Consider the following 24,596-nt stretch of genomic DNA (forward strand, 5'->3'; position numbering starts at 1 on the left):
AAGCGCCATCTGGCCTCATTTTAATAAACCAGTCAGTAGTGTGATCGGGGGCTATATATCAAAAAATCGAAGGAGTGCCGCGCCTTCTTCCACTGGCTCGGCCAGCAATTTGCCGACGGTGAACCCGACCAGGATGGGGGCGGGCTTGCCACCCTCTGAGGCAGGTCACTGAATCGGGGGCGCTGGCGTGGTTAAATGGTCGGCTCACATCTTGCCGGATATTGCTGTGACCATGCCATCTGACCTTCAGCCGCTGCTCGCTTGGCCTGACTATCTGCAGGCATCCTGGCTGCGCTGCGCCCACCAGACCAGTGCCACCCTCTGGCATCCGCCCCACTGCGCCAAGGGGCAGACCTTGCAGAGCCTGCGCCAGCGCAAGCGGGACCTGCTCACCACCGGCGAGATGGCCCTCGAGGATCTCTACGAATTTATGGAGGGGCGCCCTTGCGCCCTGCTACTCACCGACGAGAGCGGCTGCCTGCTGGCCCAGACCGGTCATCCCGACACCCTGCGCGAGCTGGCGGTGTTGGGGTTTGGCCCCGGCGCCTTTTTCAGCGAGGGGCGCATCGGCACCAATGCCATCAATCTGGCGGCGCTGGAGGGAGTGCCGCTCTGCGTCAGCGGCCCCCAGCACTTCAACCAGACCCTCCACCCGTGGCACAGCTGCGCCAGCCCGGTCTACAACAGCAATGGCCGTCAGGTCGCCATCATCGCTCTGATCTGCAAGGTGGAGGAGGCGAGCGCCGGCGATCTGGCGCTCACAGTCAGCGCCGGGCGCGAATTGGCCCACCTGCTGCAGATGGAGACCCTGATGCAGGAGTCCCAGCACCACCTGAGCGAACTTTACGCCCTGCTCGATGGCATGGATGACGGTGTGCTGGCCTGGGATCCGCAAGGGCGGCTGCGCTATCTCAACGCGCTGGCGGCCCACCGGCTGCGGCTCGATCCGGCGCTCTGTCTCGGCCAGCCGCTGGAGCAGCACCTGTTGTTGCCCCAGCGGTTGCAGTTGGCCATCAAGGGGCAGACGCCACTCAGCCATGTGGAGGTGACGCTGGAGCTGCTTGGCGCTCAGGAGGGGGAGTTTATCAATGCGCTGGTAAGCCTCAAGCCGCTGCCGGGGCCGGAGGGGGTCAGCTTTATCGCCCTGCTGCACCCGGTCGATCGGCTGCGGGCCATTCACCAGCTGCGCCAGACGGTGCCCGAGTTGTCGGCGCTGGTGGGGGAGTCGAGCGCCATGCGCAAGCTGCTGCGCTATGCCCGGCAGGCGGCCCAGAGTCAGGGGCCGATCCTGCTGCGCGGCGAGGAGGAGGTGGGCAAGGCCCAGCTTGCGGAGGCGATCCACTTTGGCAGCGAACGGGCCGCCGGGCCGCTTATTACCCTCAACTGCAAGGCGCTGCCGAGCGAGCGGATGGCGCTGGAGCTGATGGGTTCCGACGAGGCGGGGCAGGAGCGAGCGGGCAAGTTCGAGCTGGCCCACGGTGGCACGCTAGTGCTGGAGCAGGTGGAGTGTCTCTCTGCCCCCATGCAGGCGGCACTGCTGCAACTGCTCAAGACCGGCCGCATCCAGCGCTTCGATTCGGCCCGCATTCTGCCACTCAAGGTGCGGATCATCGCCACCAGCAGTGCCCCGCTGGAGCAGCTGGTGCAGGAGGGGCTGTTTGGCCGCCAGCTGCTCTATGCCTTGCAGGCGTGCGAGCTGTGGCTGCCGGGGCTGCGGGATCGCGCGGCGGATCTGCCGGGCCTTATCAGCCAGCAGCTAGGGGCGCAGGGGCGCGAGCCGGTACGCCAGTTCAGTCCGGCGGCCCTCGACTGTCTGCTCGCCTATCCCTGGCCTGGCAATCTGGGGGAGCTGCGCAGCGCCGTCGAGCATGCGCTGCTCCACGCCGGTCAGGGGTTGATCCCGCCCGAGGCGCTGCCCGCCGCCATTCGGCACGGCTATCAGCAGGTGGCAGACGAGGTGGTGGGGCAACCGCTGCTCACGCTGGCGGAGCTTGAGCGGCAAGCCATCCTGCGCTGCGCTCACGCCTGCAAGGGGCAGGTGAGCCAGATGGCCCAGCATCTGGGCATCAGCCGCACCACCCTCTGGCGGCGACTCAAGCTGCTCGAGATCGATCCCGCTGACTATCACGGCTGACGGTGAGCCGTCGCCAACTGGCCCGCAGAAAACGAAACGGCCCCGCAGTTGCGGGGCCGTTTTTATATGGCAAGGTCAGCGGTGGCGTGGTTACAGCCCCAGCTGGTGGGCGGTGACGATGGCCGCCAGCACATCCTCGGCGGTGACCTTGAACGGCATATTGTGGATGGTCTCGCCCTCGGCGGTGGAGGCTTTGGCCACCTCCATCAGGCGTGCCATATCCAGCTCCTTGACCCCCATCATATGCAGGTTGGTCGGCAGGCCCACCGAGCGGCAGAAACCCAGCACAGTCTCGATCTCCGCCATCGGTGCGTTCTCCAGCACCAGCTGCACCAGGGTACCGAATGCCACTTTTTCACCGTGATAGAGGTGGTGACACTCGGCGAGCTGGGTCAGGCCGTTGTGGATGGCGTGGGCGGCGGCCAGCCCGCTGCTCTCGAAGCCGATACCGCTCAGGTAGGTGTTGGCCTCGATGATGTACTCCACCGCCTTGGTGCAGAGTCCCTGTTCCACCGCCAGCTTGGCCTTGTAGCCATCGGCCAGCAGGGTCTTGTAGCAGAGCTCGGCAATGGCCTGCGCCGCCAGCGTAGAGGCACCACCGGCCATGGTCTGGCAACCGGAAACCTTGTTGGCGCGCGCCTCGAAGTAGGTGGAGAGCGCATCCCCCATGCCGGAGACCAGCAGCCGTACCGGGGCGCGGGAGACCACGCCGGTATCCATGATGACCATGTTGGGGTTGGTCGGGATCATCAGGTATTCGCTGAACTGCCCTTCCGGGGTGTAGATGACCGCCAGCGCACTGGTGGGGGCATCGGTAGAGGCGATGGTGGGCACTATGACCACCGGCACCTTCTGGTAGAAGGCGACCGACTTGGCGGTATCCAGCGTTTTGCCGCCGCCGATGCCGATGATGACGTCAAACGGGGTCTGCTTGCAGCGGGCCAGCAGGCGGTCGATCTCGGGGCGGGAGCACTCGCCGTTGAAGCAGTCGAACTCTGGCTTGATCCCTGCCCCGTGGAAGCTGGTGGCCACGGTATCGCCAACCAGCTTGGTGACGAAGGCGTCGGCCAGAACAAGTGGCTTGCTGCCGAGCGCTTTGACGTAGTTGCCGATATTGGCGAGGGCCCCGTTGCCTTGCACGTATTTGCTGGGGCTGATGATAATGCGGTCCATATTTTATCCCTCTCTCTAGTTCATAAGACTTCTTTTGAAACTAACAGGGGCGAAGGGGCGGCAGTGCCGGGGACGCCTTCGTCTTTTGCTTGCACAACAGGGACGCTGCACAGGCTCAGCGAGCGAGAGCAGCCCTTGAAACAGTGGTGTGCGGCGTCAGTCGCCAAAGCGCTCGTCGGCCAGCTGCTGGAAGCAGGCCAAGGCGGCGCTGGCATCCTCGCCGCGCGCCAGCAGGATGAGCTGGTCGCCCTGCCGCACGTTGAGCATGGCGAGCCGGGTCAGGCTGCGGGGGTTGGCCTCTTTATCCCCCTTTTGCAGCTTGAGTTCAGCGGCAAAGGGCTTGAGGGCAGCCACCAGTCGGGCGGCGGGGCGCACATGCAGGCCGTGGGGGTTATCCACCAGCACCTCGCAGCGCAGCCAGCCGTCGTCGGCAACGGGGGCTGTCTCGGTGGCAGTCTGCGCCGCGCTGGCTGGCAGCATCGCCTGTTTCGGGCCCAGCGCGCCGAGTGCTTCGGCGGCCACCTCATCCAGCGTCAGGCCGGAACCGGCCGCCACCACGGCGGCCAGGGTACCCTCGACCAGCGGGGCGGGGCAGAGCCGCACCCTTGCGCTTAACTCGGGTGGCAGCAGTTCTAGGGCGGTCTCGGCGCTCAGCAGAGCGCTGCCCAAGTCCATCAGCACCAGCACGCCGCTGCCGTCATCCGCTTCTTCAATCGCACTCATCACCGCGATGGCATCGGTGCCGATGGGGTGGTCGGGGTCATCGACCCCGGCCGCCAGCAGCAATCTGGCCGGGCTGCCGAGCTGGTCGGCCAGCGCTTTCAAACCGGCCGCCAGCTGGGCGCTGTGAGAGACAACTACGATTCCGATCATGTCACAACCTCGCTCTGTCACGCAGGGCGGTCAGCAGCAGCAGGGTCGAGGTGGCCCCGGCATCCTGATGGCCGATGCTGCGCTCGCCAAGATAGCTGGCGCGCCCCTTGCGGGCCTGCATCTGGATGGTCGCCTCGGTGCCGGCGGCAGCGGCTGCCACCGCCTTGTCCAGCGCCTCGTTGAGGGGCAGCTCTTGCTGCTGCGCCTGTTGCAGGGCGGCCAGTGCCGGCCACCAAGCATCGCACATGGTCTTGTCGCCCGGCTCGGCACGGCCGCGAGAAACAATGCCCTCCACCCCGTCGCTCAGCATTTTGCACAGCTGGCTGAGGCTCAGGCTCTGGCAGGCGTCACTGCTGGCCGCTGCCCGGATAAAGAAGGTGCCATAGAGCGGGCCGCTGGCGCCGCCGACCGAGGAGAGCAAGGTCATGCCGGTGGTTTTCAGCACCTGACCGATATCCTTGTCCGCCACTGCGGGCAGCTTCTCGGCCACCTTGGCGAAGCCGCGCTGCATGTTGAGGCCGTGGTCGCCGTCGCCGATGTCGGTATCCAGCGCGGTGAGGTAGTCGCGCTGCTCGGTGAAGATATGCTCGCAGTCGAGCAACCAGTTGACGATGTGATGCTTGCTTAACATGGGTTCTCCTTAGCAGCCGCGACGCAGGGCGGGGGTGTGAACGGGGGCATCCCACAGGGTCATCAGCTCATCATCCACCTTGAGCAATGTGATGGAGATGCCGGTCATGTCGAGGGAGGTGCAGTAAGGGCCGATCAGGTTGCGCACCAGATGGATGCCCGCCTCCTCACACAGGGTCGCGAGGCGACCATAGACACCGTAGAGCTCTGAAATCGGGGTGCCGCCGAGGCTGTTGACCAGCGCGATGACCCGATCACCCTTGTTGAGCGGTTCGATAAAGGTGTGCTCTTCCTGCCAACTGCCGCTGGTGCGATCCCAGTGGCGCAGGGGGCGACCATAGGGGGTGTTGTCAGCAAGCTCGCTGAACATGTCGTCCACCAGGGTATTGAGGTCGGTGAAGGGGCGGCGCTCGATGCCCGGCTCGCCGTGGATACCGACGCCGAACTCCATCTCGTTGTCCGCCAGAGTGAAGGAGGGCTTGCCAGCGGCAGGCACGGTGCAGGCATGCATGGCCACGCCTATGGTGCGGCTCTGGTTGTTGATGCGGCGGGCCAGCGCCTCGCAACGCGCCAGATCGTAGCCCGCCTCGGCGGCGGCACCGACCAGCTTCTCGCACAGCACTGTCGTGGCAACCCCACGGCGGCCGGCGGTGTAGAGGCTGTCTTTGACCGCCACGTCGTCATCGATCAGGGCGAAGCCCACTTTTACACCATCGCCGTGCAGCAGCTCGACCGCGGTCTCGAAGTTGAGTACGTCGCCGGTGTAGTTCTTCACCAGAAACAGCACGCCCGCGCCGCCATCAACGGCCTGACCGCATTCGTACATCTGATCCGGGGTCGGAGAGGTAAAGATCTCGCCGGGGCAGGCGCCATCCAGCATCCCTTTGCCCACCAGACCGCCGTGCATCGGCTCGTGGCCGCTGCCACCGCCGGAGACCAGCGCCACCTTGCCCATCACGGGGGAGTCGGCGCGGGTGATGTAGTGGGGTTCGATACGTACCTTGAGCTCGGGGTGGGCGGCTGCCATCCCCATCAGTTGTTCACGGACCACAGCATCGACGGCATTGATCAGTTTCTTCATGGCTCACTCCTTGGCTTGCCACCGCACGGGTGGGCAAATGGTTGATGGAGCCAGTCTAACGACAGAAAAAGGGATAAAAATGACGGGCGTTTTGGTTCGGATTTGAAACAGCAGAAGAGGGATAGGTGTTTCAATCTGAAACGGTGCGGGGCAAACGGGCGGGAAACTGTTAGCTGACTCACAGCCATGAAAAAGGGCCCCGCAGGGCCCTTCGCTATAACCGGAATATGCGGACGGGTTAGATGGCCCAGCCACCGGCGTAGAAGACCACCAGCGCCAGGGCGATGATGACGGTGCCGACGTTCAGCTTCTTCCACTCGGCAGCGAAGATGCGGCCAACGACCAGCGCCACGAAGCCCAGCATGATGCCGGTCACGATGTTGCAGGTCAGTACGATGAAGACGGCGCACAGCATGCCGGAGAGGGCATCGACCGAGTCGCTGAAGTCCAGCTTGGTGACGTTGCCCAGCATCAGCAGACCGACGTACATCAGGGCCGGTGCGGTGGCGTAAGCCGGTACCAGATAGCTGAGCGGGGAGAGGAAGATCATCAGCAGGAACAGCACGCCGACCAGCGCGGCGGTCAGACCGGTTTTGCCACCGGCCGCGGTGCCTGCGGCAGATTCGATGTAGACGGCAGCCGGAGCACCACCAACGGCACCTGCCACCATGCTGCTGACGGAGTCGGCAGTCAGGGCCTTGCCACCGCTGATGATGTGGCCACGCTCGTTGATGAGGCCAGCCTGACCGGCCACGGCACGGATGGTACCGGTAGCGTCAAACACGGCGGTCATCACCAGCGCCAGTACGGTCGGAATGACTACCGGATTGAGGGCGCCCAGCAGATCCATGCTGCCTACCAGCGAGCCTTTCTCGCCTGTCAGGCTCGGCATGGCGAAGAAGCCCTGCCAGGTCACTTTCGGGTCGAAGATAAGACCGAGGATGGAGATGGCGATAATCACCATCAGGATGCCGCCCGGCACCTTGCGACGCTCCAGACCGAAGATGGCGGCCAGACCCAGCACCGTCATGATGACCGGGAAAGCGGTCACTTCACCCAGTTGCACCGGCAGACCGGCCCCTTCGTTCTTGATCACCATGCCGACGCCGTTGGTGGCGATCAGTAGCAGGAACAGACCGATACCGATGCCGGTGCCGTGAGCGATGCCGGAGGGGAGGTTGTCCAGGATCCACTGGCGCACGCCAGTGACGCTGATCAGGGTAAACAGCACACCCATCAGGAAGATGGCGCCCAGCGCGACCGGAATGCTCAGCCCCTGACCCAGCACCAAGCTGAATGCGGTAAAGGCGGTGAGGGAGATGGCGCAACCGATAGCCATCGGCAGCTTGGCCCACAGCCCCATCAGCAGGGAGCCGAAGGCGGCGATCAAACAGGTGGCAACAAACACCGGGCCCTGCTCAAAGCCGGCGGCACCCAGCATGTTCGGCACCACTATGATGCTGTAGACCATCGCCAGGAAGGTGGTCAGCCCCGCGACCAGCTCCTGACGCACGCTGCTGCCGCGCGCAGAAATGGAAAAATAAGAGTCCAGAAAGCCGCCAGTCCCTGTTTGGGCGGCCATATCTTGCTTTGCCATAACTAATCCTGAAAGTGTGAAGGAAATCGTTTGCGTTGGTGGCGCGCAAAATAGCAAGAATTCGTGGCAAATACAGCGGATAACCGGACTTTTTCGTCACTATTTTACATTTTGAGTCCATTCGGAACTCATTCTAAGACTCAAGCGGTGAGAGCGTGTAAGGGAGGGATCAAGCGGTCGGGGGAGGGGAGATCTGTGAGGAAAAAGCGGGGAACAACAAAAAACCCGCCGAAGCGGGTTTTTTAAATTCTTGCAGAGCTGTCAGCAGTTGGCATGAGCCATCAGCAGCATGCTCCGGCTTGAATTACAGACCAACTACGTTGGCAGCAGCCGGGCCTTTCTGGCCTTGCTCGATGGTGAACTCAACGCGCTGACCTTCGTCCAGGGTTTTGAAGCTGGTGGACTGGATAGCAGAGAAGTGTACGAACACGTCTTTGCTGCCGTCAGCCGGGGAGATGAAACCAAAACCTTTCTCAGCGTTGAAGAACTTAACGGTACCAGTCATTTTGTTAGACATAATAATTTCCTTAAATAGTGTTGAATGCCACCTAAATGGCAATTTTTGATTTTTCGTCAGCAATACGTATGGGGAGCACTAAAGAAGGAGAATTATTTGATAAGAATTATCCAAGGATAACGCTTATGCTAATCACTGCTTTACTAAAATGACTGCCTAACATAATCAGGTCTGAACTGCCGAACCATCGAGAAAGATTAAAACACGCTCTCATTTTTAAAGCAAACTTTATCTCTATATTAATGTTTTGTAACAGCCAAAAATATCATTTTTTATAGTAAACATGATGCATTTCAACGGCATAGAAAAATCAGTGCGGACTCATATCACCCTGTGACAAGTCAGATTCGGCTTTTTTGTCCTGACTATGTAGCCAGTTCTGGCAAAAAATATGAGAAAAAATGAAAAGGTGGCGAGAGACGTGGATTGTCAGTTGGCGTTTTCTCTAACTCACAATGTAAATCACTTCTTTGCTGCTGCGATTAGCTTCTGGGCTGCAAATCAATGGCGGCGCCAAATTTGGCTCATCGAGCATTGCCCAGACATGCAAACGCCCGCTGGCACCAAGTGCCAGCGGGCGTTTTGCAAGAAGGGATCAGCGCTTGCTGCGAAACTTGTTGCTGACCGAATCAATCCAGCTGAAGGTTTCCGGCAGTACCTGGTTCTTGGCGCGCTCTTTGGCTTTCTCGCGAGCCAGCTTGGAGGCTGCCTTGGCCGCTTCGGCGCGGTCGGCCACAATTTTCAGGCGACCCTCTTCACGGATCTTGTTCCGCTCTCCGTTGGTCAGCTGGTGGTCTGCATTGGCTTGTGCCTTTTGCAATAACAAGGCTATCTCGGCTTTTTCGGCCTCGGTCAGATCTTTCATTTCCAGCTTTTTCACGGCGCGCTCCTGCGGCAGGGTGGTTAGACACCCTAACACAGTTGTGCCGATCACTTCTTATGCAATCGGCTTTCCGGCAGTAAAAATGCGGGTTTGTGCCAACTTTCCGTTATTTCGCTGCCACTTTCCCGCCTGTTTGCCACATTTCAATTTATGGCGAGCGGCGAGGGCAGCTCTTGCTCCTCCGGCTCGACGTGGATCAGTACGATGGCGTGGGGCAGTTGCGCCATGATGGCGTGTTCGATGCGATCACAGATATCGTGGGCTTCGCCGATGCTCATCTCCGGGGGCAGTGTGAGATGGAAGTCGATATGGCGGCGACGACCGGCACGACGGCTGCGCAGATCGTGGAAACCGCTGGCGGCAGGGCAGCATTCGGTGATGATGCGGCTGGTCATCGCCAGCTCTTCCGGGCTCATGCTCTGGTCGATCAGTGGCTGGAAGGCCTCGTTGAGCATGCTGATCGCCTCTCTGACAATAAAGATGGCGACCGCAATGGCGACCAGCGGGTCGAGGATGGCGAGTGAATGGCCGAACAGACCGGCCAGCCAGATCCCGCCAAGACCGACGGCGACGCCGGCTGAAGTGAGCACATCCGCCTTGAGATGGAGCGCATCGGCAGCCAATGCGACCGACTCCTCCTCTCGGGCCACCTTGTAGAGGTAGGCCGAGACACCGCTGTTGACCAGCGCCGAGATCACCATCACCAGCACGCCCCAGCCAATGCTTTCAATCGGGCTGGGGGTGATCAGCTTGTCGACGGCTTCGAAGATGATCCAGCCCGCGGCCAGCAAGATAAGCAGTGCTTCGATGACGCCGGAGACATTTTCAATCTTGTCGTGACCATAGGGGTGGCGTTCATCGGGCGGGAGATCGGACTTTTTCACCGCGAACAGGGCGATCAGGGCCGCCACCAGATCCATGGCGGAGTGGATCGCCTCCGAGATGATACTGACCGAGCCGCTGGCGAAACCGGCCACCATTTTCATGATGATCAGACTGATATTGGAGCAGACCGACACCATGGCGGCTCTGGTTTTTCTGTTCATGTCACAGCTTCCTGAATAAAAACGGATATTTCGGTGCGGCGCGCATTATATCCGGCTGACCGGAAATAACCTATTCGGTGTTGTAACCTGATGTTTCCGATGATATTGCGAATGCTTATTAAAATGGTGACCTCTTGTGCGGCAATAAATAATGAGAGGGATTTATATTTATCCGTGAAAGTATCTAGGTAACGATGGCTTAATATAAGCGTGACAACATTTAATAATGCGAATTACTCTTTTTTGGTCTTTCCTGTCGAGGTTGTTTGGCCTCCCCTCTCAAGGGGCTGCGCGCGACATCTTTTGGACGAGAATGAGGCTGGATCCGGATGCCGCTGGAGGGTATGCTGGGTCTGGTGATGGTCTTGCACCATCCCACCAAGCGTACTGAAGTTGATGATTCGGATGGCATGCTGGCTCCCATGAGGAACCAACTGTCTGGGTAACATTTTTGGAGTTTGATGATGAGTAACAAAGAACATCACAACGGCAAAGATGCCAAGAAAAAACCGCAGATGTCACTGAAAGAGAAACGCGAAGCCAAACGTCAGAAAGCAGAACTGAAAAACGGCAGCGCAATGAAGTAACGCTCCCCTACTGCTGTTCCTTCGGAGCCAGTACAAAGCCAGCCCTTACCGGCTGGCTTTTATGTTTGTGGCTCACGGTGTGGCGCCGTAAGCCGCGAAAATCTGGTGATAACGACCATCCTGACGCATCGCCTCAAGGCGCTTATCAAACAGATTGCGTGCATCGGCCGTTCGGAAGGCAAAGTGATAGACGGTGGGCGGGAAGAGGTCTGCTTGTCTGACCTGATTGCGCTCGTAGTGCTCGCCTGCCTGGGCGGTGGCAATCAGCTGGTCGAGGTAGTAGTAGAACACCCGCTCCTCCAGTACGACTGCATCGACCCTGCCGCGCATCAGCTGATGTACCTGCACCTGCTGCTTGGCTACCTCCTCATAGTGGGGATTCTGGTTGGCCATGGTGGCGAACGCGCCCCCCAGAATGATCCTTGCCCGTTGAAAGGCGGTGACCCGTTTTGAATGCAGGTCGTCCAGAGTATTGATGTGGGTGCTGCGCAGGGTGAAGATCCGGTTATGGAAGGTGATAACGGGCTGGGTCAGAACGTGAGGATCAACCATACCGGGTCTGACGTTGATGATGGCATCCAGCTTTCCTGACTCGAACAGGCGGAAGGTACGCTCCAGCGGCAGAAATTCAAAGCTGGGCTCATAGCCGCTGCCAGCGAACGCCTCTTTCAGCAGATCCAGCTCGATGCCACTCTGATTACTTTCGATCACATATGGAGGGATGGCAAAGCTGACCCCGACCTTGAGTGGCGTTGCCTGCAACTGGCCGGAGAGCATGCTGGTCAGCAGTAGCAATAAAGGGGTGAGCAGTTTCATTGCACTTTTCACAAAGCGCTCCTGTGGAGAATATCCATCACTGTAGGGGAGGCAACCAAAAAGCGTTATATCCCTTTCGGGCTGAGAGGTTCAGCCTGAGTGCATAAAAAAAGACCCTGAGTTATCAGGGCCTTTTCAATATTCTGTTCTTAGAACGGTAATACATGTAAAAAATCGCTGCTGAGTGAGTGACTGAGTGAGTGGCAATGAATTTTTTACTATATATTTCAATGCATAACACCTTTTCTTACACTTCTGGTTGCTCACCTTAAAATGACACTTTTTAAAGATATGTAAGAAAAGGTATGAAAATGCGTGTTCATACCTGTTTATTCTTACACTTTTTGGTTGTCCTCACCAGAACCCTCACCACATGAGCCTTACCAGCTCAAAAGAGAGAACCACGCACCGAGTTGCTGAGTGACCTTCTCGCAAAGCTGTTCGCACCCGTCCCGGTAAACAGACGAAGCTTTTGCTGAGCTGAGTGAGAGTTGGGCGGGTGACCTAGTGGCATATGGACGCCAGATCCGGGAGCGGGTACGGCAGTGGACAGGGCTGACGGTCGGTGTTGGTATCGGCCCCACTAAAACCCTAGCCAAACTCGCCAACTATGCCGCAAAAAAATGGCCCGCCACCGGAGGGGTGGTCGATCTGCGCGATGAAACACGCCGCGCCAAACTGATGGCGATCACCCCGGTAGACGAGGTCTGGGGAATTGGTCGCAAACTCACCACCAAGCTGTCAGCTCAGGGCATCAACACCGTGGCTGATCTGGTAGCGGCTGATGCTAAGAGTCTTCGGCACCGTTACGGGGTCGTTGTCGAGCGCACGGTGCAGGAGCTGTGCGGGATCCCCTGCGCCGAGCTGGAGCAACTGGCACAGGCCAAGCAACAGATAATTTGCAGCCGATCCTTTGGGGAGCGCATCACCGCCTTCGGCCCCATGCGGGAGGCTCTCGCTGGCTACATGGAGCGGGCAGCTGAGAAACTCAGGACAGAGGGCATGTGCTGCCGCCATGTCACAGTATTCATTGGTTCGAGCCCGTTTGCGGAGCGGGAAACACATTATGCCAACCAGATCTCCATGCTGTTGCCGATACCCACAGCCGACACCCGTGAGTTGCTAGCCCAGATCGAGCCGCTGCTGAGCAGGATCTGGTTGGATGATGTTCGCTATATGAAGGGCGGCGTCATGCTGGCGGACTTCTCCCCGAAAGGCATGCAGCAAGGGGGTCTATTCGGCAGCGAACAGCAGGATCCCCGTAGCGATGCACTCATGCAGGTGATCGATAGGATTAACCAGGGGCGGTTGGGAAAGGTCTACTTTGCATCCCGAGGCCGAGATACCAGCGAATGGATGATGAAACGCGAACAACTCAGCCCCCGCTATACCACCAGTATCAAAGGGATCCCGGTGGTGAAGGCATGAGCACAACCATGAAAGTTAACCTCCTCTCCTAGCTACAAACCACTATCAATGCGTTGCAAACTTCTGGTGGTCAATCCGCAACATGAGCAGGTATCTTACTTAGCGGTATCACCGTTTATTTTCACGTAGCTTAAAGAGAAGATCTAACTTTTCATCCTCATCAAGTTGCTCAAATAGACAAACCAATTCCGCACTAAGATCATCTTCGCAAAAAAAATAACTCAGCGGCTTTCCCAGTACATTGGCAAGTTTTCGCATTGTATCAATGTCTGGAACGTGGCGACCTCTCTCATAGTGATTCATGCGACCACTAGCAGAACTATCATCCATACCGGCCCTTACCCCAAGCTCCTTTTGGGATATACCTGCTTTTTTACGCGCCTGCTTGAGTCTCTCTGGGAATGGGTTTTTGTACAATGTTTGTTCATCACAAAGTTCTCATATGTATAGATTGTCTAAGTTTCACCTGTCTCTGTATACTTAGCAATCCTAAGTGTTGTGGTTGTGGAAATTTTATGCAGAATAAAAATGTTTACAAAATCAGTAACAAGTTTTATCAAGTTTTACTCAAAATGACTGGTCTAAAAATAAGCAGGAAAGAGCTGATACGATTGGCTATGGAGGTCAATGACTTGGCTGTGTATCAGGCATCAGGCTTGGTTGACCGCCATGTATATAGCTTGAAAAAACAGGATGCAGTGAAAGCTAATGGGCCAAAAAATAATCGGCATTATATTTTTTCAGATGATCTTCTGGGCAGTTTACAAGCATCAATCAAAGGCGATAATTATGATCTAGCAAGTGAGTTGAGGTCTCTGGAAGAAGAGCTTCTGTTGACTCGTTATGAGTTACAAGCCTACCGCGAGATACTTGAAAAACTACCTCAAGAGAAGCAAAAAATTACTTGTTTGCATAAAAATGCATCAGAAAAAATCTACCGGTTGAATGGGAAAATTAGAGCGGTAAGTCAATTGGTGATGATGTAATTAAAAGGTATAAATGAAAGAGGCGTTTTATCGAAAAGAAGCATACCTGAGTCGGCCATAGCGCAAGAAGCGATGCCGCCAACGGAAGGCGGTGGCCAATAGATACTGTGTTCCTAGGCGGCTTATTGATTTGAACAAATTATGTGCATTTTGTGCTGAGCTACTAATGAAAATACCTGCTGTTACGGCTCAACGATAAGGATGACCCGATGCAGAATCTTGTATTGAGGAAAGCAACGCATGAAGATATGGACGACATACTGCGTTTGCAAATTCCCGTGTTCAAGGGAGAGCAGGGGATCCCTGACGAATTGATCCCTATTCCAGCTGAAAAATCGCCACAATGGTGGTGTGCAATTATGAACTCCACAATTGTTGGTGCCGTTGCAGCCTGGAAATAATGCGATGAAACTCATTGGGGGCGATTTGCAACAATGCAAAATTTCAGAGGGTATCAAATAGGTTCTAGCTTGGCTCGGTTTTCACTGCACGAACTTTTCGCACAATCTGTAGATGAAATCCATATGGATGCAAGAGATATCATCGTTAAGACCTTAAACCGAATGGGTGGCTTAGTTGTGGGAGACTCAATGCCATTTTATCGAGGGACGGTGACACCCATGATATTAACCAGAAGTGGTTTAATATTTAATAGATAAAATACTGACGATACATGTATATATTTGAAAACACTATCCATAACTATAAATTAGAGTTGACACATAGATAGCATCATTTATTACCATCCTCAATGGGTGTATGCTTTTTTTCATCTAACTGTGCAGAAAATCCAAATATTAATGATTTCAGCCCGAAATGGAAGGCCATTTCAGCAGAGGTTCTCGCCTGAATATTAAATGCCTCTTGTAATAATGGTGGTGCAGCGTCTATCACATGATTATTTTCTATCTGGTTTGTTGCTTGCTCCTCTAATACTGCACCCAACGTAAAATGGCTGATAGATTGCAGAATGAAAAGAGCCTCCTCGACCGAAAACCCTGCATCGCATAGACAGCGTAGTTGCGCCTCTGCTTGTTCAAACTGGGGGGGCGTAGGAGAGGTCCCTATATGCAATCGGGCTCCATCACGATGGACCAGTAATGCTTTACGGAAACTCAGAGCATTTTCCTGGAGAAACTGCTGCCAACTCTCAGTCGGTAACGGTGCTGAACGGGTGTGATGCTTCGCCAGTATTGCCTCTGAAAGCATGTTCATAAGAGTCTGCTTGTTGCGCACGTGCCAATACAGAGTCGGTTGCTCAATTTTTAGGGACTGCGCCAGCTTACGCGTAGTCAAGCCCTCTAGCCCTTCGCTGTCCAGCAGGGTGAGCGCCATTGAAATTACGTCGTCCAAGCTTAGTCGTGCCATCACTATCTCCTTTTGCTGTTGACAATCTATCACTGATAGAGTTATTTTTCAAACCCTATCATCGATAGAGAACGTTAACTATGAACCGCACTGTGATGATGGCACTGGTCATCATTTTTTTAGATGCTATGGGGATTGGCATAATTATGCCTGTCTTGCCGGCGTTATTACGGGAGTTTGTTGGAAAGGCTAATGTTGCAGAGAACTACGGTGTTTTATTGGCGCTGTATGCAATGATGCAAGTGATTTTTGCCCCTCTTCTCGGCCGCTGGTCAGATCGCATAGGTCGTCGCCCTGTATTGTTACTTTCACTTTTAGGTGCAACACTGGACTACGCATTAATGGCAACAGCCAGCGTAGTGTGGGTGTTGTATTTGGGACGCTTAATTGCTGGTATTACCGGTGCGACTGGAGCTGTTGCAGCCTCAACAATTGCCGATGTCACACCTGAGGAATCCAGGACACATTGGTTTGGTATGATGGGTGCCTGTTTTGGTGGCGGTATGATTGCTGGACCAGTCATTGGTGGTTTTGCCGGTCAACTTTCGGTACAGGCACCGTTTATGTTCGCTGCTGCTATTAACGGGCTGGCATTTCTGGTCTCCCTATTCATTTTACATGAGACCCATAATGCTAATCAGGTTAGTGACGAGTTAAAGAATGAAACAATCAATGAAACCACATCCTCCATACGCGAGATGATCTCCCCATTATCGGGATTGTTAGTTGTCTTTTTCATCATTCAATTGATTGGCCAAATCCCCGCAACATTATGGGTTTTATTCGGAGAAGAGCGCTTCGCATGGGATGGCGTAATGGTCGGTGTTTCATTGGCTGTGTTCGGGCTGACACACGCACTGTTTCAAGGACTTGCTGCTGGTTTTATCGCTAAACATTTGGGAGAACGGAAAGCTATAGCGGTTGGCATTTTGGCTGACGGTTGTGGCCTATTTTTATTGGCGGTCATTACACAAAGCTGGATGGTTTGGCCGGTTTTGCTGTTACTAGCTTGTGGTGGCATCACACTTCCCGCCTTGCAGGGAATTATATCTGTTCGTGTCGGTCAGGTAGCACAGGGACAATTACAAGGGGTGCTGACCAGTTTGACCCACCTGACAGGTGTAATCGGTCCACTTGTTTTTGCATTTTTGTATAGTGCAACCCGCGAAACGTGGAATGGATGGGTATGGATAATTGGCTGCGGATTATATGTAGTTGCATTGATTATACTGAGGTTTTTCCATCCAGGTAGGGTAATCCACCCGATAAATAAGAGCGATGTACAGCAGAGAATTTGAGCAACAATGCTGTACAGCACCGTAAATTCTGGCGCCCTACTCGGTGGATAGAGGTGAGCTGGTAGGTGGGTCTGGGATTGCGATCCATTAATCATCCTTTGGCAGCAACCGAGATAGGCCCACTTGAGCCGGTAGTTCCCCGATGACCTCAATCTTCCAACCCGTCATATTGGCCCGACACATGTGATAATGGTGCGCGATGTTGGCCTGCGCTTGCAAGGCGTGACGGGCTTTATCTAGTGCCTCAGTTGCATTGATGCCAATGCGGTTTAGCAGGAGTTCAACGCGGGTCTCCAGTTGCCTGCGTTCATGGGGGGAGAGTACCCCGGCCATTACCTTTGGCGCTACGTAAAGGCGGGCGTCGTCTTGCGAAATAGTCTTCAAGACACCGCGAGCGTACTCATTGGCGAGAGTGACCTCCTGGGCCATGTATTTGTGCATGAGGTGACCCTCTTCGAGGCGCATGATCACCTCGTTGACGTTGTAGTGACTGTGTTCCTCCAGATAGTCACGGACAAGGAGCTTATGGGCCAGCGCGATGACATCAGCCCGCTCGATATCGTTAGTGAGCCGAAGGCGTAATTCGGTTGCGCTGGCTAATTTGCCCATCGCGGCAGAAAGCAGACGACCACGTTGCGCCTGACCGGGGGACTCATCGCGACCGATAACTCCGGTTGGCAGGAATTTATCGGCTATCTCGCGGCTGACGGTGACGCGAATGCGGCTATTTTCCACGGTGAGGGTTTGATGCTTCATGTTACTGCTCCTGAGTCTGTCCGATGCCCGCGCCCACGGGGCCATGCCTATCATAATTGCGAGAGGCCTTTCGTGGGTAATTACACTGACTTGACCACTTACTTTGCACCCAGCCTTTTTAGAGAAGGTTCTTATGGCTGGATTTGCATCAGTGGTTAGGGGTGACGGCCATTGCCGACCTTGGGATAGATGGGCGTAATGATGACCAGCATCCAGGGCCAGGGAAGCAGTTACTCTATTCAAGAGAGGAAAACTTCTTTACGGGTCTGGCGGCGTTTGCTGTTGAACTCGTAATCAGCGAAGGTCAATTGATGACTCACGTTGGAGTTCGTTCTTGGTACAAAAGAGACTCTGGTGGTACTATGTCAAGGCCTTGTAAGGTATTGATTTTTAAGGTTCTAGCCCTTCCGATCGCTCAGCTACGGGCACATCTTGCTACGCAAGAGCACGGAATAAGCCGTGGACAACGCTGCGCGTTGACGCACCGCTTATCTCCGCTTGTACCCGTAGTCGCTCCCCAAGGGAATCAATCTCCTCTCATTTCTTCAACAGATCACGCAGATAGCTGTTCCGGTTATGGGCATTGCTGGGCGCTTTGGTGATGGCTGCAAACTCAGCTGTGCTGCCCACGATATGGACCTCATGCTCGGCCCTGGTTATTGCGGTATAGAGCCAGGCCCTGTCAACGATCCTCCCCTTTTGCAGCGCGATGATGATGCGTGGGAACTGCGAACCCTGAGCTTTATGGAGTGTGATGCAGTAGCCCAGCCTCATACAGTCCAGCAGGGATTGGGTGACATACACGCTCTCGCCTGTGTCCAGTTCAACCACTCCGTAGTCATCTCCAGCCCCGACAGCGCGAGTTAGCGTTCCGAGCGAGCCATTTTGAATGCCTTTCTCGTAATTGTTCTGAGTGAAGAGGATCACATCCCCTTGGCGCAGATCGTTGCGGCAGTAGGTTTCGCCATACATCTCAAATGCCATCCGAGCACCATCAGGGTTGACGGCCTCCTGAATAAGATTATTGATGTCCGCCACCATGGCTGTGGTCGCTCCTACCACTCGGCTGTTCTCGGGTGATTGCTGGTACAACTCGGCACAGACCTGGGCGATCTTGTCCTTGGATGTTTCATGGAAATGGATGTTACCCATGCTCAAGTTCTCGGGTATGAGGCCTTGATTTATCTGCATCGAGTATTCGGGAATGCCTGTGGTTCCCTTCTGGCGTTTAACGATGTCCAGGGTCACATTCGAGATAGCTTGTGATGCAACGATATCGGCCAGCACTTTGCCACAACCGATAGGGGGCAGCTGGTTTGGGTCACCTGTCAGTATGATCCGTACGGAGGGATGAAGATGGTTAGTGAGCCGGTACATGGTGGGTAGGTCGATCATGGATGCCTCATCGATCACCAACAGATGATTGGGAGACCCATCAGATGGCTCTATGGGCTCGTGCCGCAACAAGGCGGCAATGGTCATTGTCTTGAAACCTATCGACTCATGTAGGCGCATTGCAGCGCGTCCAGACAGCGCGACAGCATGAACCTCAAAGCCTATTTTACGATAGGCTTGCAGTGCGGTTCTTAGCACTGTGGTTTTCCCAGTTCCTGCACCCCCCGTGATGCAACTCACCGCATTGTCTAACGCGGTGAGCACCGCCTCATTTTGCATCGCGGTCAATTCATATGGCAGCTCGTTAACCGCCGCGATAAATGCAGTATTGGTGGACTCCTCGTAACAATTTTGCTGCTTGGCAAGCTTCAACAAGCGTTTGGCAACAACAGTCTCCATCAACATCTGCGCGGTAGGGTGATAGGTGCCTGCTTCATGGTTCAGCACATACTGGGCTTGGTGGTAACCAGCCTTGAATGCTTGTGCTGCCAACTCGCCGTCACCAAGCAATTTGGTCAGCAGGGGGCGAAGCCTGGCCAGCGTGGTGTAGGTGTGGCCTTTTTCCACTTCCGCGTGGATGGTGAACTCCAGGGCGGCACTCAGCCTCGTCGGATCTTTAGTTCTACCTCAAACTTCGTTTGAGAAAGCGCATCCACTTCTTCAAATGCCATCCCGAAGCCGACCAGCAGGTAGGGATTAGCTTTGATTGCTTCAACGGAGCTTTCGCCATGGAATTTCAAGAGCCGCTGCTGAATGGGCGAGGGGATCCGGCACTCTGCCATCCAATTGCAGTGGCTCAGGTTTTTGTATTTTGCGTAGCCGTTGAACAGGGCATCAATAGATACATCACTCAGAATACTCTTGAGGCGCTCTCTGGACTCTGGTGTGTCGGTGCGCAGGGTGGCATGAAATTGCTCACCGAGTAGTTGCCATAACGCCCTAGCTTTACCGAGGCCAATTCCCTTGAAATCAGGTTCCTTGGCAATGAACTGGATCAGCTGCTCACCTGTCTCCGGCAGGGTGCATATCACGTGCTCAGGTGATTCATAGGTATGTTGCTGCATCACAACATCACCAATCTCGACCCTCTCAATGAGAGGTTTGCCATGGACTGTCCATTGCTGGCCCTGTGACGGTTGTGCCGGAAGAGTGTCAGGCCGCGCTTTAATGGTCACATAGTATTTGCCATCCTTGATCTGGCTGGTCTCGTCATTAAGTGGTATTCCAGAGAAAATCACGTAGCTGGATGAGCTATATGGGATACTGGTAACACGAAATAGTTCGGAATGGAGAGATTGGTTCATCGTGGCAAGATCCCCATTTCGGCCAATGTCTCAGATAGCTCACCGAAGCGCTCCAGTCTGGCTTTTAGTTCCCTTAGCTGCGCTTTCAGTTCAATATTCTCCTGCTCCAATATTGATACACGTTTGGTATCAAGTAGGCGTCGATGAGTCGTAGGGTCGTATACCTTTGGATGAGCTACACTCGCTATGGCCTGAGCGGTGAGTGGCGGAAGCACCCCGTGTTCCCTAAGCTGGTCTTCCAATTTCTGCAATTGCCTACGAAGCTCAGGGTTCTGCACTAAGGCAGAGCGGCCACAGCCAATAGCTTTCGTGATTTCACTGCGGCTGAGGCTGCCCCTGTAACTTAATTGTCGATACGTCTCATCAGTCTGGGTTGCCATCCATAGTTCAAACGCCTGGACGGTTGCTTTGGCTTTTTCTGTACCACTCGCCATTATTGACCTCCTGTGCGGCGTTTAACTTCTATAAGCGGCTTTCCAAGCATATCCTGTAATTTTTTTAGCTCGGCACTATCTGTTGGAAAATTATCAATTGATGTCATTCTGACACCATGCATGTAAGCATTATATTGCCATACTATGAAACGCTGTTTGTATGCATCATTCAAACTATTTAATCTGGCTAATTCATTCTCTAAAAGAGCAACCTTTTTTATAAGATACTCAAGCGTTACATCACGCTCTTTGGTAGGCTCAGGTTGAGAAAAACGTTCTTTTAAAAATGTCTTTCTTCGCGAGTATGCATCTTGAATATCTTTGTAAGAGGATAATGATTGACGTTGGACGCCACCTTTAACATCAATCATTATGGCAACTTTTTGACAGAGCAAGTCCCAAGTTAACTTTCCTTCCCAAGTATTAATTAGACCTAGTATATTAGGCAGGTTTTTTTCTGTGATAACTATTTTAGGCATAACAAATCACCCATAATATTAAACGCTTTAGAATCGATAGAGTCAGGCGATTGAACTTCAATATTAAGCCCCTTCTCTAAAAGAACAACCTTGGCTGGCGAGGGATCATATACATCAGGAATACGAATGGGGGTGCCATCAAGAACATTTTCATCCTCTAATAGCCGGATCTTTGTTCTAATATGAGCAAGTCGCCAACCGTGTGAGCTAACCCAGCGGTCAGCACCAAAGGCCCCCATTTTATGGCTTTGCTGTGCTTTTTCGAGTTGAGCTGCCACTTGAACTTCTCGTACTTTCAACAGCTCCAATGAGCTACTGAAGCCTTTGATACAGACCAATTCTTTGCAGGTTTCACAGTCACCGTTTCGCTGACATGGAATCATGGCAAAATCATGTTCACACACGCCTAGCTCTGTTACTATCGCTGCACCAGTAAGGTTCTTTCCGATTTCCTCGAAACTAATTGGAAGGTTACATTTTATTTTTTCCAACGTGTTTGCATTTTCAGGGATAGTAATAACTGCAATTGCATTGGACTTTTCTTCTTCTGTGCGATGATCATAGCTGGCATTATCAGCAACTCTTGCTCTCCCTGCCCAGTTTGCAAGCGTCAACTCATCCATCCCACCCCGTTCAGCTTTGGTACTGAGCCAATGCCTAGCTTGATGGGATGTTATATCGGGTTGTGAGCCATCCTCTCGTAATATGTTATGTTTCTTCCAAAGGTGGACTCCTTTTCTGGCCTCAGACCTAGAAATCCTTGCATTAATTATGTTCACCGTAGGTAAAACAAACGAGTGTTGAATAACATCATGTTCCGCATGTAACTCACGGTCTCTATATAGTAACAAAGCCTCTGAGGCCTTAACTTTTTTTGCGTTATCAACAAAAGGCCAGTTAACCAATTTACTGATATACACCATACTCCCTGGATTTGACCCCATAGGTCCAGACACTTTTTCCCGCTTAGGGTTGTGATACCCGACTGCGCAGAAATTCCCGTGGTGAACGGTATCCCAAGGCGCTGTGCGGGTGGTGCTCGTTATAATGCTCAAACGCGATAGCCAAATTGCCTACCGCTGTTCGGCTATCCGGTTTTGGCATCATCTCGATATAGTCTCGCTTCATCGTCTTCACGAAGCTCTCCGCTATACCGTTACTCTGTGGGCTTCTCACTGCTGTCGTTCTGGGCTCCAACCCGATTTCTCGTGCAAACGCGCGGGTCTCATGGGCTCGATACGCCGAGCCATTATCAGTCAGCCACTCCACCGGTGATGCCGGCAACGAATCCCCAAAGCGACGTTCGACAGACCTCAGCATGACATCTTGCACAGTGTCACTATCGTAACCCCCAGTACTGGCCGCCCAGTCCAACGCTTCCCTATCGCAGCAATCCATGGCGAACGTGACACGTAGTTTTTCACCGTTATCGCAGCGAAACTCGAAGCCATCTGAGCACCACCGTCGATTGCTCTCCTTGACGGCAACACGCCCCTTATGTGCCTGCTGGGCCAATGGTGCAGCTGGTTTTCTTTCCAGCAGCAAGCCATGTTCGCGCATGACGCGATATACCCGCTTAGCGTTTACCACAGGTTGTTCTGTTGCCTCAGACTGACGCCGTAACAGCGCCCAGACCCGGCGATAGCCATAGGAGGGAAGCTCTGCCATCGCCTCCATGATACGGCCAAGTAAGGCTGCATCATCACGCTGGCGATGATGACGACCATCTTGCCAACCCGGTTTTCGATGAACACGAACGGATAGCTGCGCACGCGATACATTAAGAGCCTGGCTCACAGCACTTAATCGTCGTCCCCCGGCAACAAGGGCGCATGCGCAATCCATTTTTTTGCTCGACCATACTCCACGGCTTCTTTGAGGATCTCGTTCTCCATGGTCTTCTTCCCGAGCAGACGCTGAAGCTCTCGGATCTGCTTGATGGCAGCAGCCAACTCGGAAGCAGGAACAACATCCTCACCGGCGGTGATCGCCGTGAGAGACCCTTCTTGGAATTGCTTACGCCATTTGAAAAGCTGGTTTGCGTTGACGTCGTGCAAGCGAGCAACATGAGAGACGGTCATCCCGGGCTCAAAGGTCTGCTGCACGATGGCGATCTTTTCTTGTGGAGTCCGGCGTCGACGGCGCTCGGCCCCTGTTAACACTTCGACCATCTTCTCGTTGTGACTAGTACTGAACATAGCTCCAAGACTACCTCTTAAGTTAAGAGGGGCGAAGTGTCTGGATCTTCAAGGGGCCAATCTACTCCCATTGTTATCTGGATGCGTTTCTGCATACATCGCAGCCTCCCGTGCAGGCATGCTAATTTTTTTCAATCGTTCGATAGCTTCCAAAGCTACATCTTGCATGACAGTAGGAACCCATTTAATCCCTTCGTTGCCATTTTTGGCAGGCACCCAACGTATTCCAAGTTTAAGTTCTCCGCTGCGATTCTCCTCCCATACAGTACAATCTATAGGCAATGAGAATAACTCAGAGCATCGGGATGGTGCTTGCATGAGCAATGCTATTGCAGAAGTAAAATATTCTGCTTCAATACCTAATGAAGGTGCGTCATGAAATAACTTAGCAAATAACATCATATCCTCTTCTGAGGGCAATTTATTTTTACGATGTTCTTTTCCATTCTCGTCAAGTTGAATAGTTAAATCTTTTACTTTTTGATATGGATTTGACCACCCAGGAAGACTCGGTGTTATAAAGTTGTCACGGCAGAAATTAAGAAGAAGCTCCATTTGATAGCCCGCTTTATTTCGACCTGCCAGATTTGATATGCGTCTATTAAAAATATCGCCTAGCCTTTCTAAAACTAGGCCATCGAGCATCAGAATATCTGCTTTATGTTTTGATAGAATCAATGCTTCTTCAAGTATTCGAATAGCTTCGAAATGTCTGTGAAGAGTTGTTATGGGTTTTAATGCGTAAATGTAGCGAATGTATGCTTTTGCAAAATCAATAAATGGTGCACCTAGGGGAGAGAAACTATAGGAAGTTGATGGCTCTAAATTTGTGGAGAAACGGGCAACAACACGGCGAGTATTGTGAAAAGTGTGCCATAAATTATGATCCCAGCAATCTTCACCGAAAACAGTTAATTTGTTTTTGCTACTTTGAATGAATTTTTCTAGATTTGCTTCTGAATTCAGTTCTATCGCAGGCTTAAAATGGAAAATGTTACTGTCCACTGACTATCCTCATGCTCGTTGTTGTTTCAGTTCAAAGCATTTCTGCACAACCCATTCAACTGCTAAAATTAGCCTATCTTTTGTTGCCGCGTACTCTTCACTTTTTGTCGTTTTCAACCTTACCTCTTTCTCTGCATATAGATGGGATAAGAATTTCTCGTGAGGAGCATCTAATAATGGTCTAAATTTTTCACAAGTGTAACAACTTTCATACCCCTTAACGCAAAAGTCATTGGTGCCGCATGCTCCTACGATATCGTTATCCTTGTTTGGTATGCGAGCAGCAAGGTCATGTCCTCGCTCACCCTGCTCTAAGTCAACGATAATGCGACCTAGGAATGCATTAGCAAAGGGGGCCAGTTGTTTGCCAATGGCCTTGTCAATATAGGTCACGGTATCTGCGGTATTTTCCGTATAGACCTTAACGTTTTGTGTATCGTTGTGATCCAATGCCTCCGCTATGATCAACGGCCCCAAACCTTTTCGACCAAGGTTTGTTCCTCTTGTATGACGAAACGTAACTGTTCACCCAGATGGCATTGACAGGAAAAAGTGAGACGATCATCCCTTGATCCACTGTTGCCCCTTGCCTGATCCCGCCAGCTTGG

The 24,596-nt window shown here is 53.6% G+C and carries 26 protein-coding genes and 2 pseudogenes; 7 read left to right on the forward strand and 21 right to left on the reverse strand.

From position 1 onward, the window contains the following. Positions 1–232 precede the first annotated feature (232 nt). Positions 233–2,134, forward strand: coding sequence for a dihydroxyacetone kinase operon transcriptional regulator DhaR (gene dhaR / locus ACTG19_RS15335; RefSeq protein ID WP_113740597.1), 1,902 nt, complete (start codon positions 233–235; stop codon positions 2,132–2,134). A 90-nt stretch (positions 2,135–2,224) separates the two neighbouring features. Here the strand turns inward: dhaR and ACTG19_RS15340 are convergent, their stop codons facing one another. From ACTG19_RS15340 to ACTG19_RS15375, 8 genes are all read right to left on the reverse strand, one after another. Continuing rightward, positions 2,225–3,307, reverse strand: a complete 1,083-nt coding sequence (locus ACTG19_RS15340; RefSeq protein WP_439989232.1) for a glycerol dehydrogenase — start codon at positions 3,305–3,307, stop codon at positions 2,225–2,227. A gap of 156 nt (positions 3,308–3,463) precedes the next feature. Continuing rightward, positions 3,464–4,180: a dihydroxyacetone kinase phosphoryl donor subunit DhaM gene (gene dhaM, locus ACTG19_RS15345; RefSeq protein ID WP_439989233.1), complete on the reverse strand. Its 717-nt coding sequence runs from the start codon at positions 4,178–4,180 to the stop codon at positions 3,464–3,466. A gap of 1 nt (position 4,181) precedes the next feature. Then, a complete protein-coding gene (gene dhaL, locus ACTG19_RS15350; protein ID WP_021231630.1) occupies positions 4,182–4,811 on the reverse strand; it encodes a dihydroxyacetone kinase subunit DhaL in 630 nt (209 codons plus the stop codon). Between the two features lie 9 nt (positions 4,812–4,820). Beyond that, complete coding sequence (dhaK, locus tag ACTG19_RS15355; RefSeq protein ID WP_274161744.1) at positions 4,821–5,891, reverse strand: dihydroxyacetone kinase subunit DhaK; 1,071 nt, start codon at positions 5,889–5,891, stop codon at positions 4,821–4,823. A 238-nt stretch (positions 5,892–6,129) separates the two neighbouring features. Continuing rightward, positions 6,130–7,488, reverse strand: coding sequence for an NCS2 family permease (locus ACTG19_RS15360; protein WP_005355011.1), 1,359 nt, complete (start codon positions 7,486–7,488; stop codon positions 6,130–6,132). Between the two features lie 304 nt (positions 7,489–7,792). Further along, on the reverse strand, positions 7,793–8,005 hold the full coding sequence (gene cspE, locus ACTG19_RS15365) for a transcription antiterminator/RNA stability regulator CspE (RefSeq protein WP_005316548.1): 213 nt from the start codon (positions 8,003–8,005) through the stop codon (positions 7,793–7,795). A gap of 595 nt (positions 8,006–8,600) precedes the next feature. Further along, positions 8,601–8,885 carry a DUF3811 domain-containing protein gene (gene yjbD, locus ACTG19_RS15370; RefSeq protein ID WP_005340165.1) on the reverse strand — a complete coding sequence of 95 codons (285 nt, stop codon included), beginning with the start codon at positions 8,883–8,885 and terminating at the stop codon, positions 8,601–8,603. Between the two features lie 146 nt (positions 8,886–9,031). Beyond that, positions 9,032–9,934, reverse strand: coding sequence for a cation diffusion facilitator family transporter (locus ACTG19_RS15375; RefSeq protein WP_043822581.1), 903 nt, complete (start codon positions 9,932–9,934; stop codon positions 9,032–9,034). Positions 9,935–10,398: 464 nt separating this feature from the next. On the opposite strand from ACTG19_RS15375, the gene ACTG19_RS15380 reads away from it, so the two are divergent. Further along, positions 10,399–10,521, forward strand: a complete 123-nt coding sequence (locus tag ACTG19_RS15380; protein ID WP_005306071.1) for a hypothetical protein — start codon at positions 10,399–10,401, stop codon at positions 10,519–10,521. A 72-nt stretch (positions 10,522–10,593) separates the two neighbouring features. Here the strand turns inward: ACTG19_RS15380 and ACTG19_RS15385 are convergent, their stop codons facing one another. Continuing rightward, a complete protein-coding gene (locus tag ACTG19_RS15385) occupies positions 10,594–11,337 on the reverse strand; it encodes a substrate-binding periplasmic protein (RefSeq protein WP_274161757.1) in 744 nt (247 codons plus the stop codon). 474 nt (positions 11,338–11,811) lie between these two features. Between ACTG19_RS15385 and ACTG19_RS15390 the strand changes: the two are divergent. Next, positions 11,812–11,934: pseudogene (locus ACTG19_RS15390) on the forward strand (Y-family DNA polymerase); the annotation flags it as partial. A gap of 84 nt (positions 11,935–12,018) precedes the next feature. After that, positions 12,019–12,765 carry a DinB/UmuC family translesion DNA polymerase gene (locus tag ACTG19_RS15395; protein ID WP_439989606.1) on the forward strand — a complete coding sequence of 249 codons (747 nt, stop codon included), beginning with the start codon at positions 12,019–12,021 and terminating at the stop codon, positions 12,763–12,765. 108 nt (positions 12,766–12,873) lie between these two features. Here ACTG19_RS15395 and ACTG19_RS15400 read toward each other — a convergent pair whose 3' ends face one another. After that, entirely contained in the window at positions 12,874–13,182 is a 309-nt protein-coding gene (locus ACTG19_RS15400) for a helix-turn-helix domain-containing protein (protein ID WP_047440196.1), read from the reverse strand. A gap of 98 nt (positions 13,183–13,280) precedes the next feature. Here ACTG19_RS15400 and ACTG19_RS15405 point away from each other — a divergent pair, with 98 nt between their 5' ends. Next, the gene (locus tag ACTG19_RS15405; protein WP_017780886.1) at positions 13,281–13,751 is read left to right on the forward strand and encodes a hypothetical protein; all 471 of its coding nucleotides are present in this window, start codon (positions 13,281–13,283) and stop codon (positions 13,749–13,751) included. Between the two features lie 209 nt (positions 13,752–13,960). Continuing rightward, entirely contained in the window at positions 13,961–14,152 is a 192-nt protein-coding gene (locus ACTG19_RS15410) for a hypothetical protein (protein ID WP_017780887.1), read from the forward strand. A gap of 331 nt (positions 14,153–14,483) precedes the next feature. Here the strand turns inward: ACTG19_RS15410 and tetR are convergent, their stop codons facing one another. Further along, complete coding sequence (gene tetR / locus ACTG19_RS15415) at positions 14,484–15,119, reverse strand: tetracycline resistance transcriptional repressor TetR (protein WP_017780888.1); 636 nt, start codon at positions 15,117–15,119, stop codon at positions 14,484–14,486. 80 nt (positions 15,120–15,199) lie between these two features. Between tetR and tet(E) the strand changes: the two genes are divergently transcribed. Further along, positions 15,200–16,417: a tetracycline efflux MFS transporter Tet(E) gene (gene tet(E) / locus ACTG19_RS15420; protein ID WP_017780889.1), complete on the forward strand. Its 1,218-nt coding sequence runs from the start codon at positions 15,200–15,202 to the stop codon at positions 16,415–16,417. An 87-nt stretch (positions 16,418–16,504) separates the two neighbouring features. On the opposite strand, the gene ACTG19_RS15425 is transcribed toward tet(E), so the two are convergent. The 10 genes and pseudogenes from ACTG19_RS15425 to ACTG19_RS15470 all read right to left on the reverse strand — a co-directional run bounded on the left by ACTG19_RS15425 (position 16,505) and on the right by ACTG19_RS15470 (position 24,438). Further along, a complete protein-coding gene (locus tag ACTG19_RS15425) occupies positions 16,505–17,173 on the reverse strand; it encodes a hypothetical protein (protein ID WP_017780890.1) in 669 nt (222 codons plus the stop codon). A gap of 158 nt (positions 17,174–17,331) precedes the next feature. Continuing rightward, positions 17,332–17,493 (reverse strand): annotated as a pseudogene (locus ACTG19_RS15430) (IS5/IS1182 family transposase); the annotation flags it as partial. 217 nt (positions 17,494–17,710) lie between these two features. Further along, positions 17,711–19,135: an ATP-dependent DNA helicase gene (locus ACTG19_RS15435; RefSeq protein ID WP_439989234.1), complete on the reverse strand. Its 1,425-nt coding sequence runs from the start codon at positions 19,133–19,135 to the stop codon at positions 17,711–17,713. A 32-nt stretch (positions 19,136–19,167) separates the two neighbouring features. Further along, on the reverse strand, positions 19,168–19,872 hold the full coding sequence (locus ACTG19_RS15440) for a hypothetical protein (protein WP_439989235.1): 705 nt from the start codon (positions 19,870–19,872) through the stop codon (positions 19,168–19,170). Beyond that, positions 19,869–20,306, reverse strand: a complete 438-nt coding sequence (locus ACTG19_RS15445) for a VPA1267 family protein (RefSeq protein WP_025202555.1) — start codon at positions 20,304–20,306, stop codon at positions 19,869–19,871. Before ACTG19_RS15445 ends, ACTG19_RS15440 begins: the two co-directional genes overlap by 4 nt. Further along, positions 20,306–20,785 carry a hypothetical protein gene (locus ACTG19_RS15450; protein WP_049866848.1) on the reverse strand — a complete coding sequence of 160 codons (480 nt, stop codon included), beginning with the start codon at positions 20,783–20,785 and terminating at the stop codon, positions 20,306–20,308. Before ACTG19_RS15450 ends, ACTG19_RS15445 begins: the two co-directional genes overlap by 1 nt. Then, positions 20,773–21,705 (reverse strand): hypothetical protein, encoded by a 933-nt coding sequence (locus ACTG19_RS15455; RefSeq protein WP_439989236.1) that lies wholly within the window; start codon positions 21,703–21,705, stop codon positions 20,773–20,775. Before ACTG19_RS15455 ends, ACTG19_RS15450 begins: the two co-directional genes overlap by 13 nt. Before the next feature lie 46 nt (positions 21,706–21,751). Next, positions 21,752–22,956, reverse strand: a protein-coding gene (locus tag ACTG19_RS15460; RefSeq protein WP_100654772.1) for an IS3 family transposase whose coding sequence is annotated in 2 segments (ribosomal slippage) — positions 21,752–22,638 and positions 22,638–22,956 — 1,206 coding nt in all. Because the reading frame shifts where the segments join, the coding sequence is not laid out codon by codon here. Between the two features lie 75 nt (positions 22,957–23,031). Next, entirely contained in the window at positions 23,032–23,988 is a 957-nt protein-coding gene (locus tag ACTG19_RS15465) for a hypothetical protein (RefSeq protein ID WP_439989237.1), read from the reverse strand. Between the two features lie 9 nt (positions 23,989–23,997). Further along, positions 23,998–24,438: a hypothetical protein gene (locus ACTG19_RS15470; protein ID WP_439989238.1), complete on the reverse strand. Its 441-nt coding sequence runs from the start codon at positions 24,436–24,438 to the stop codon at positions 23,998–24,000. Positions 24,439–24,596: the final 158 nt, after the last annotated feature.

Source organism: Aeromonas sp. 3P (genome assembly GCF_051919745.1).
In the GTDB taxonomy this organism is placed as follows: domain Bacteria; phylum Pseudomonadota; class Gammaproteobacteria; order Enterobacterales; family Aeromonadaceae; genus Aeromonas; species Aeromonas veronii.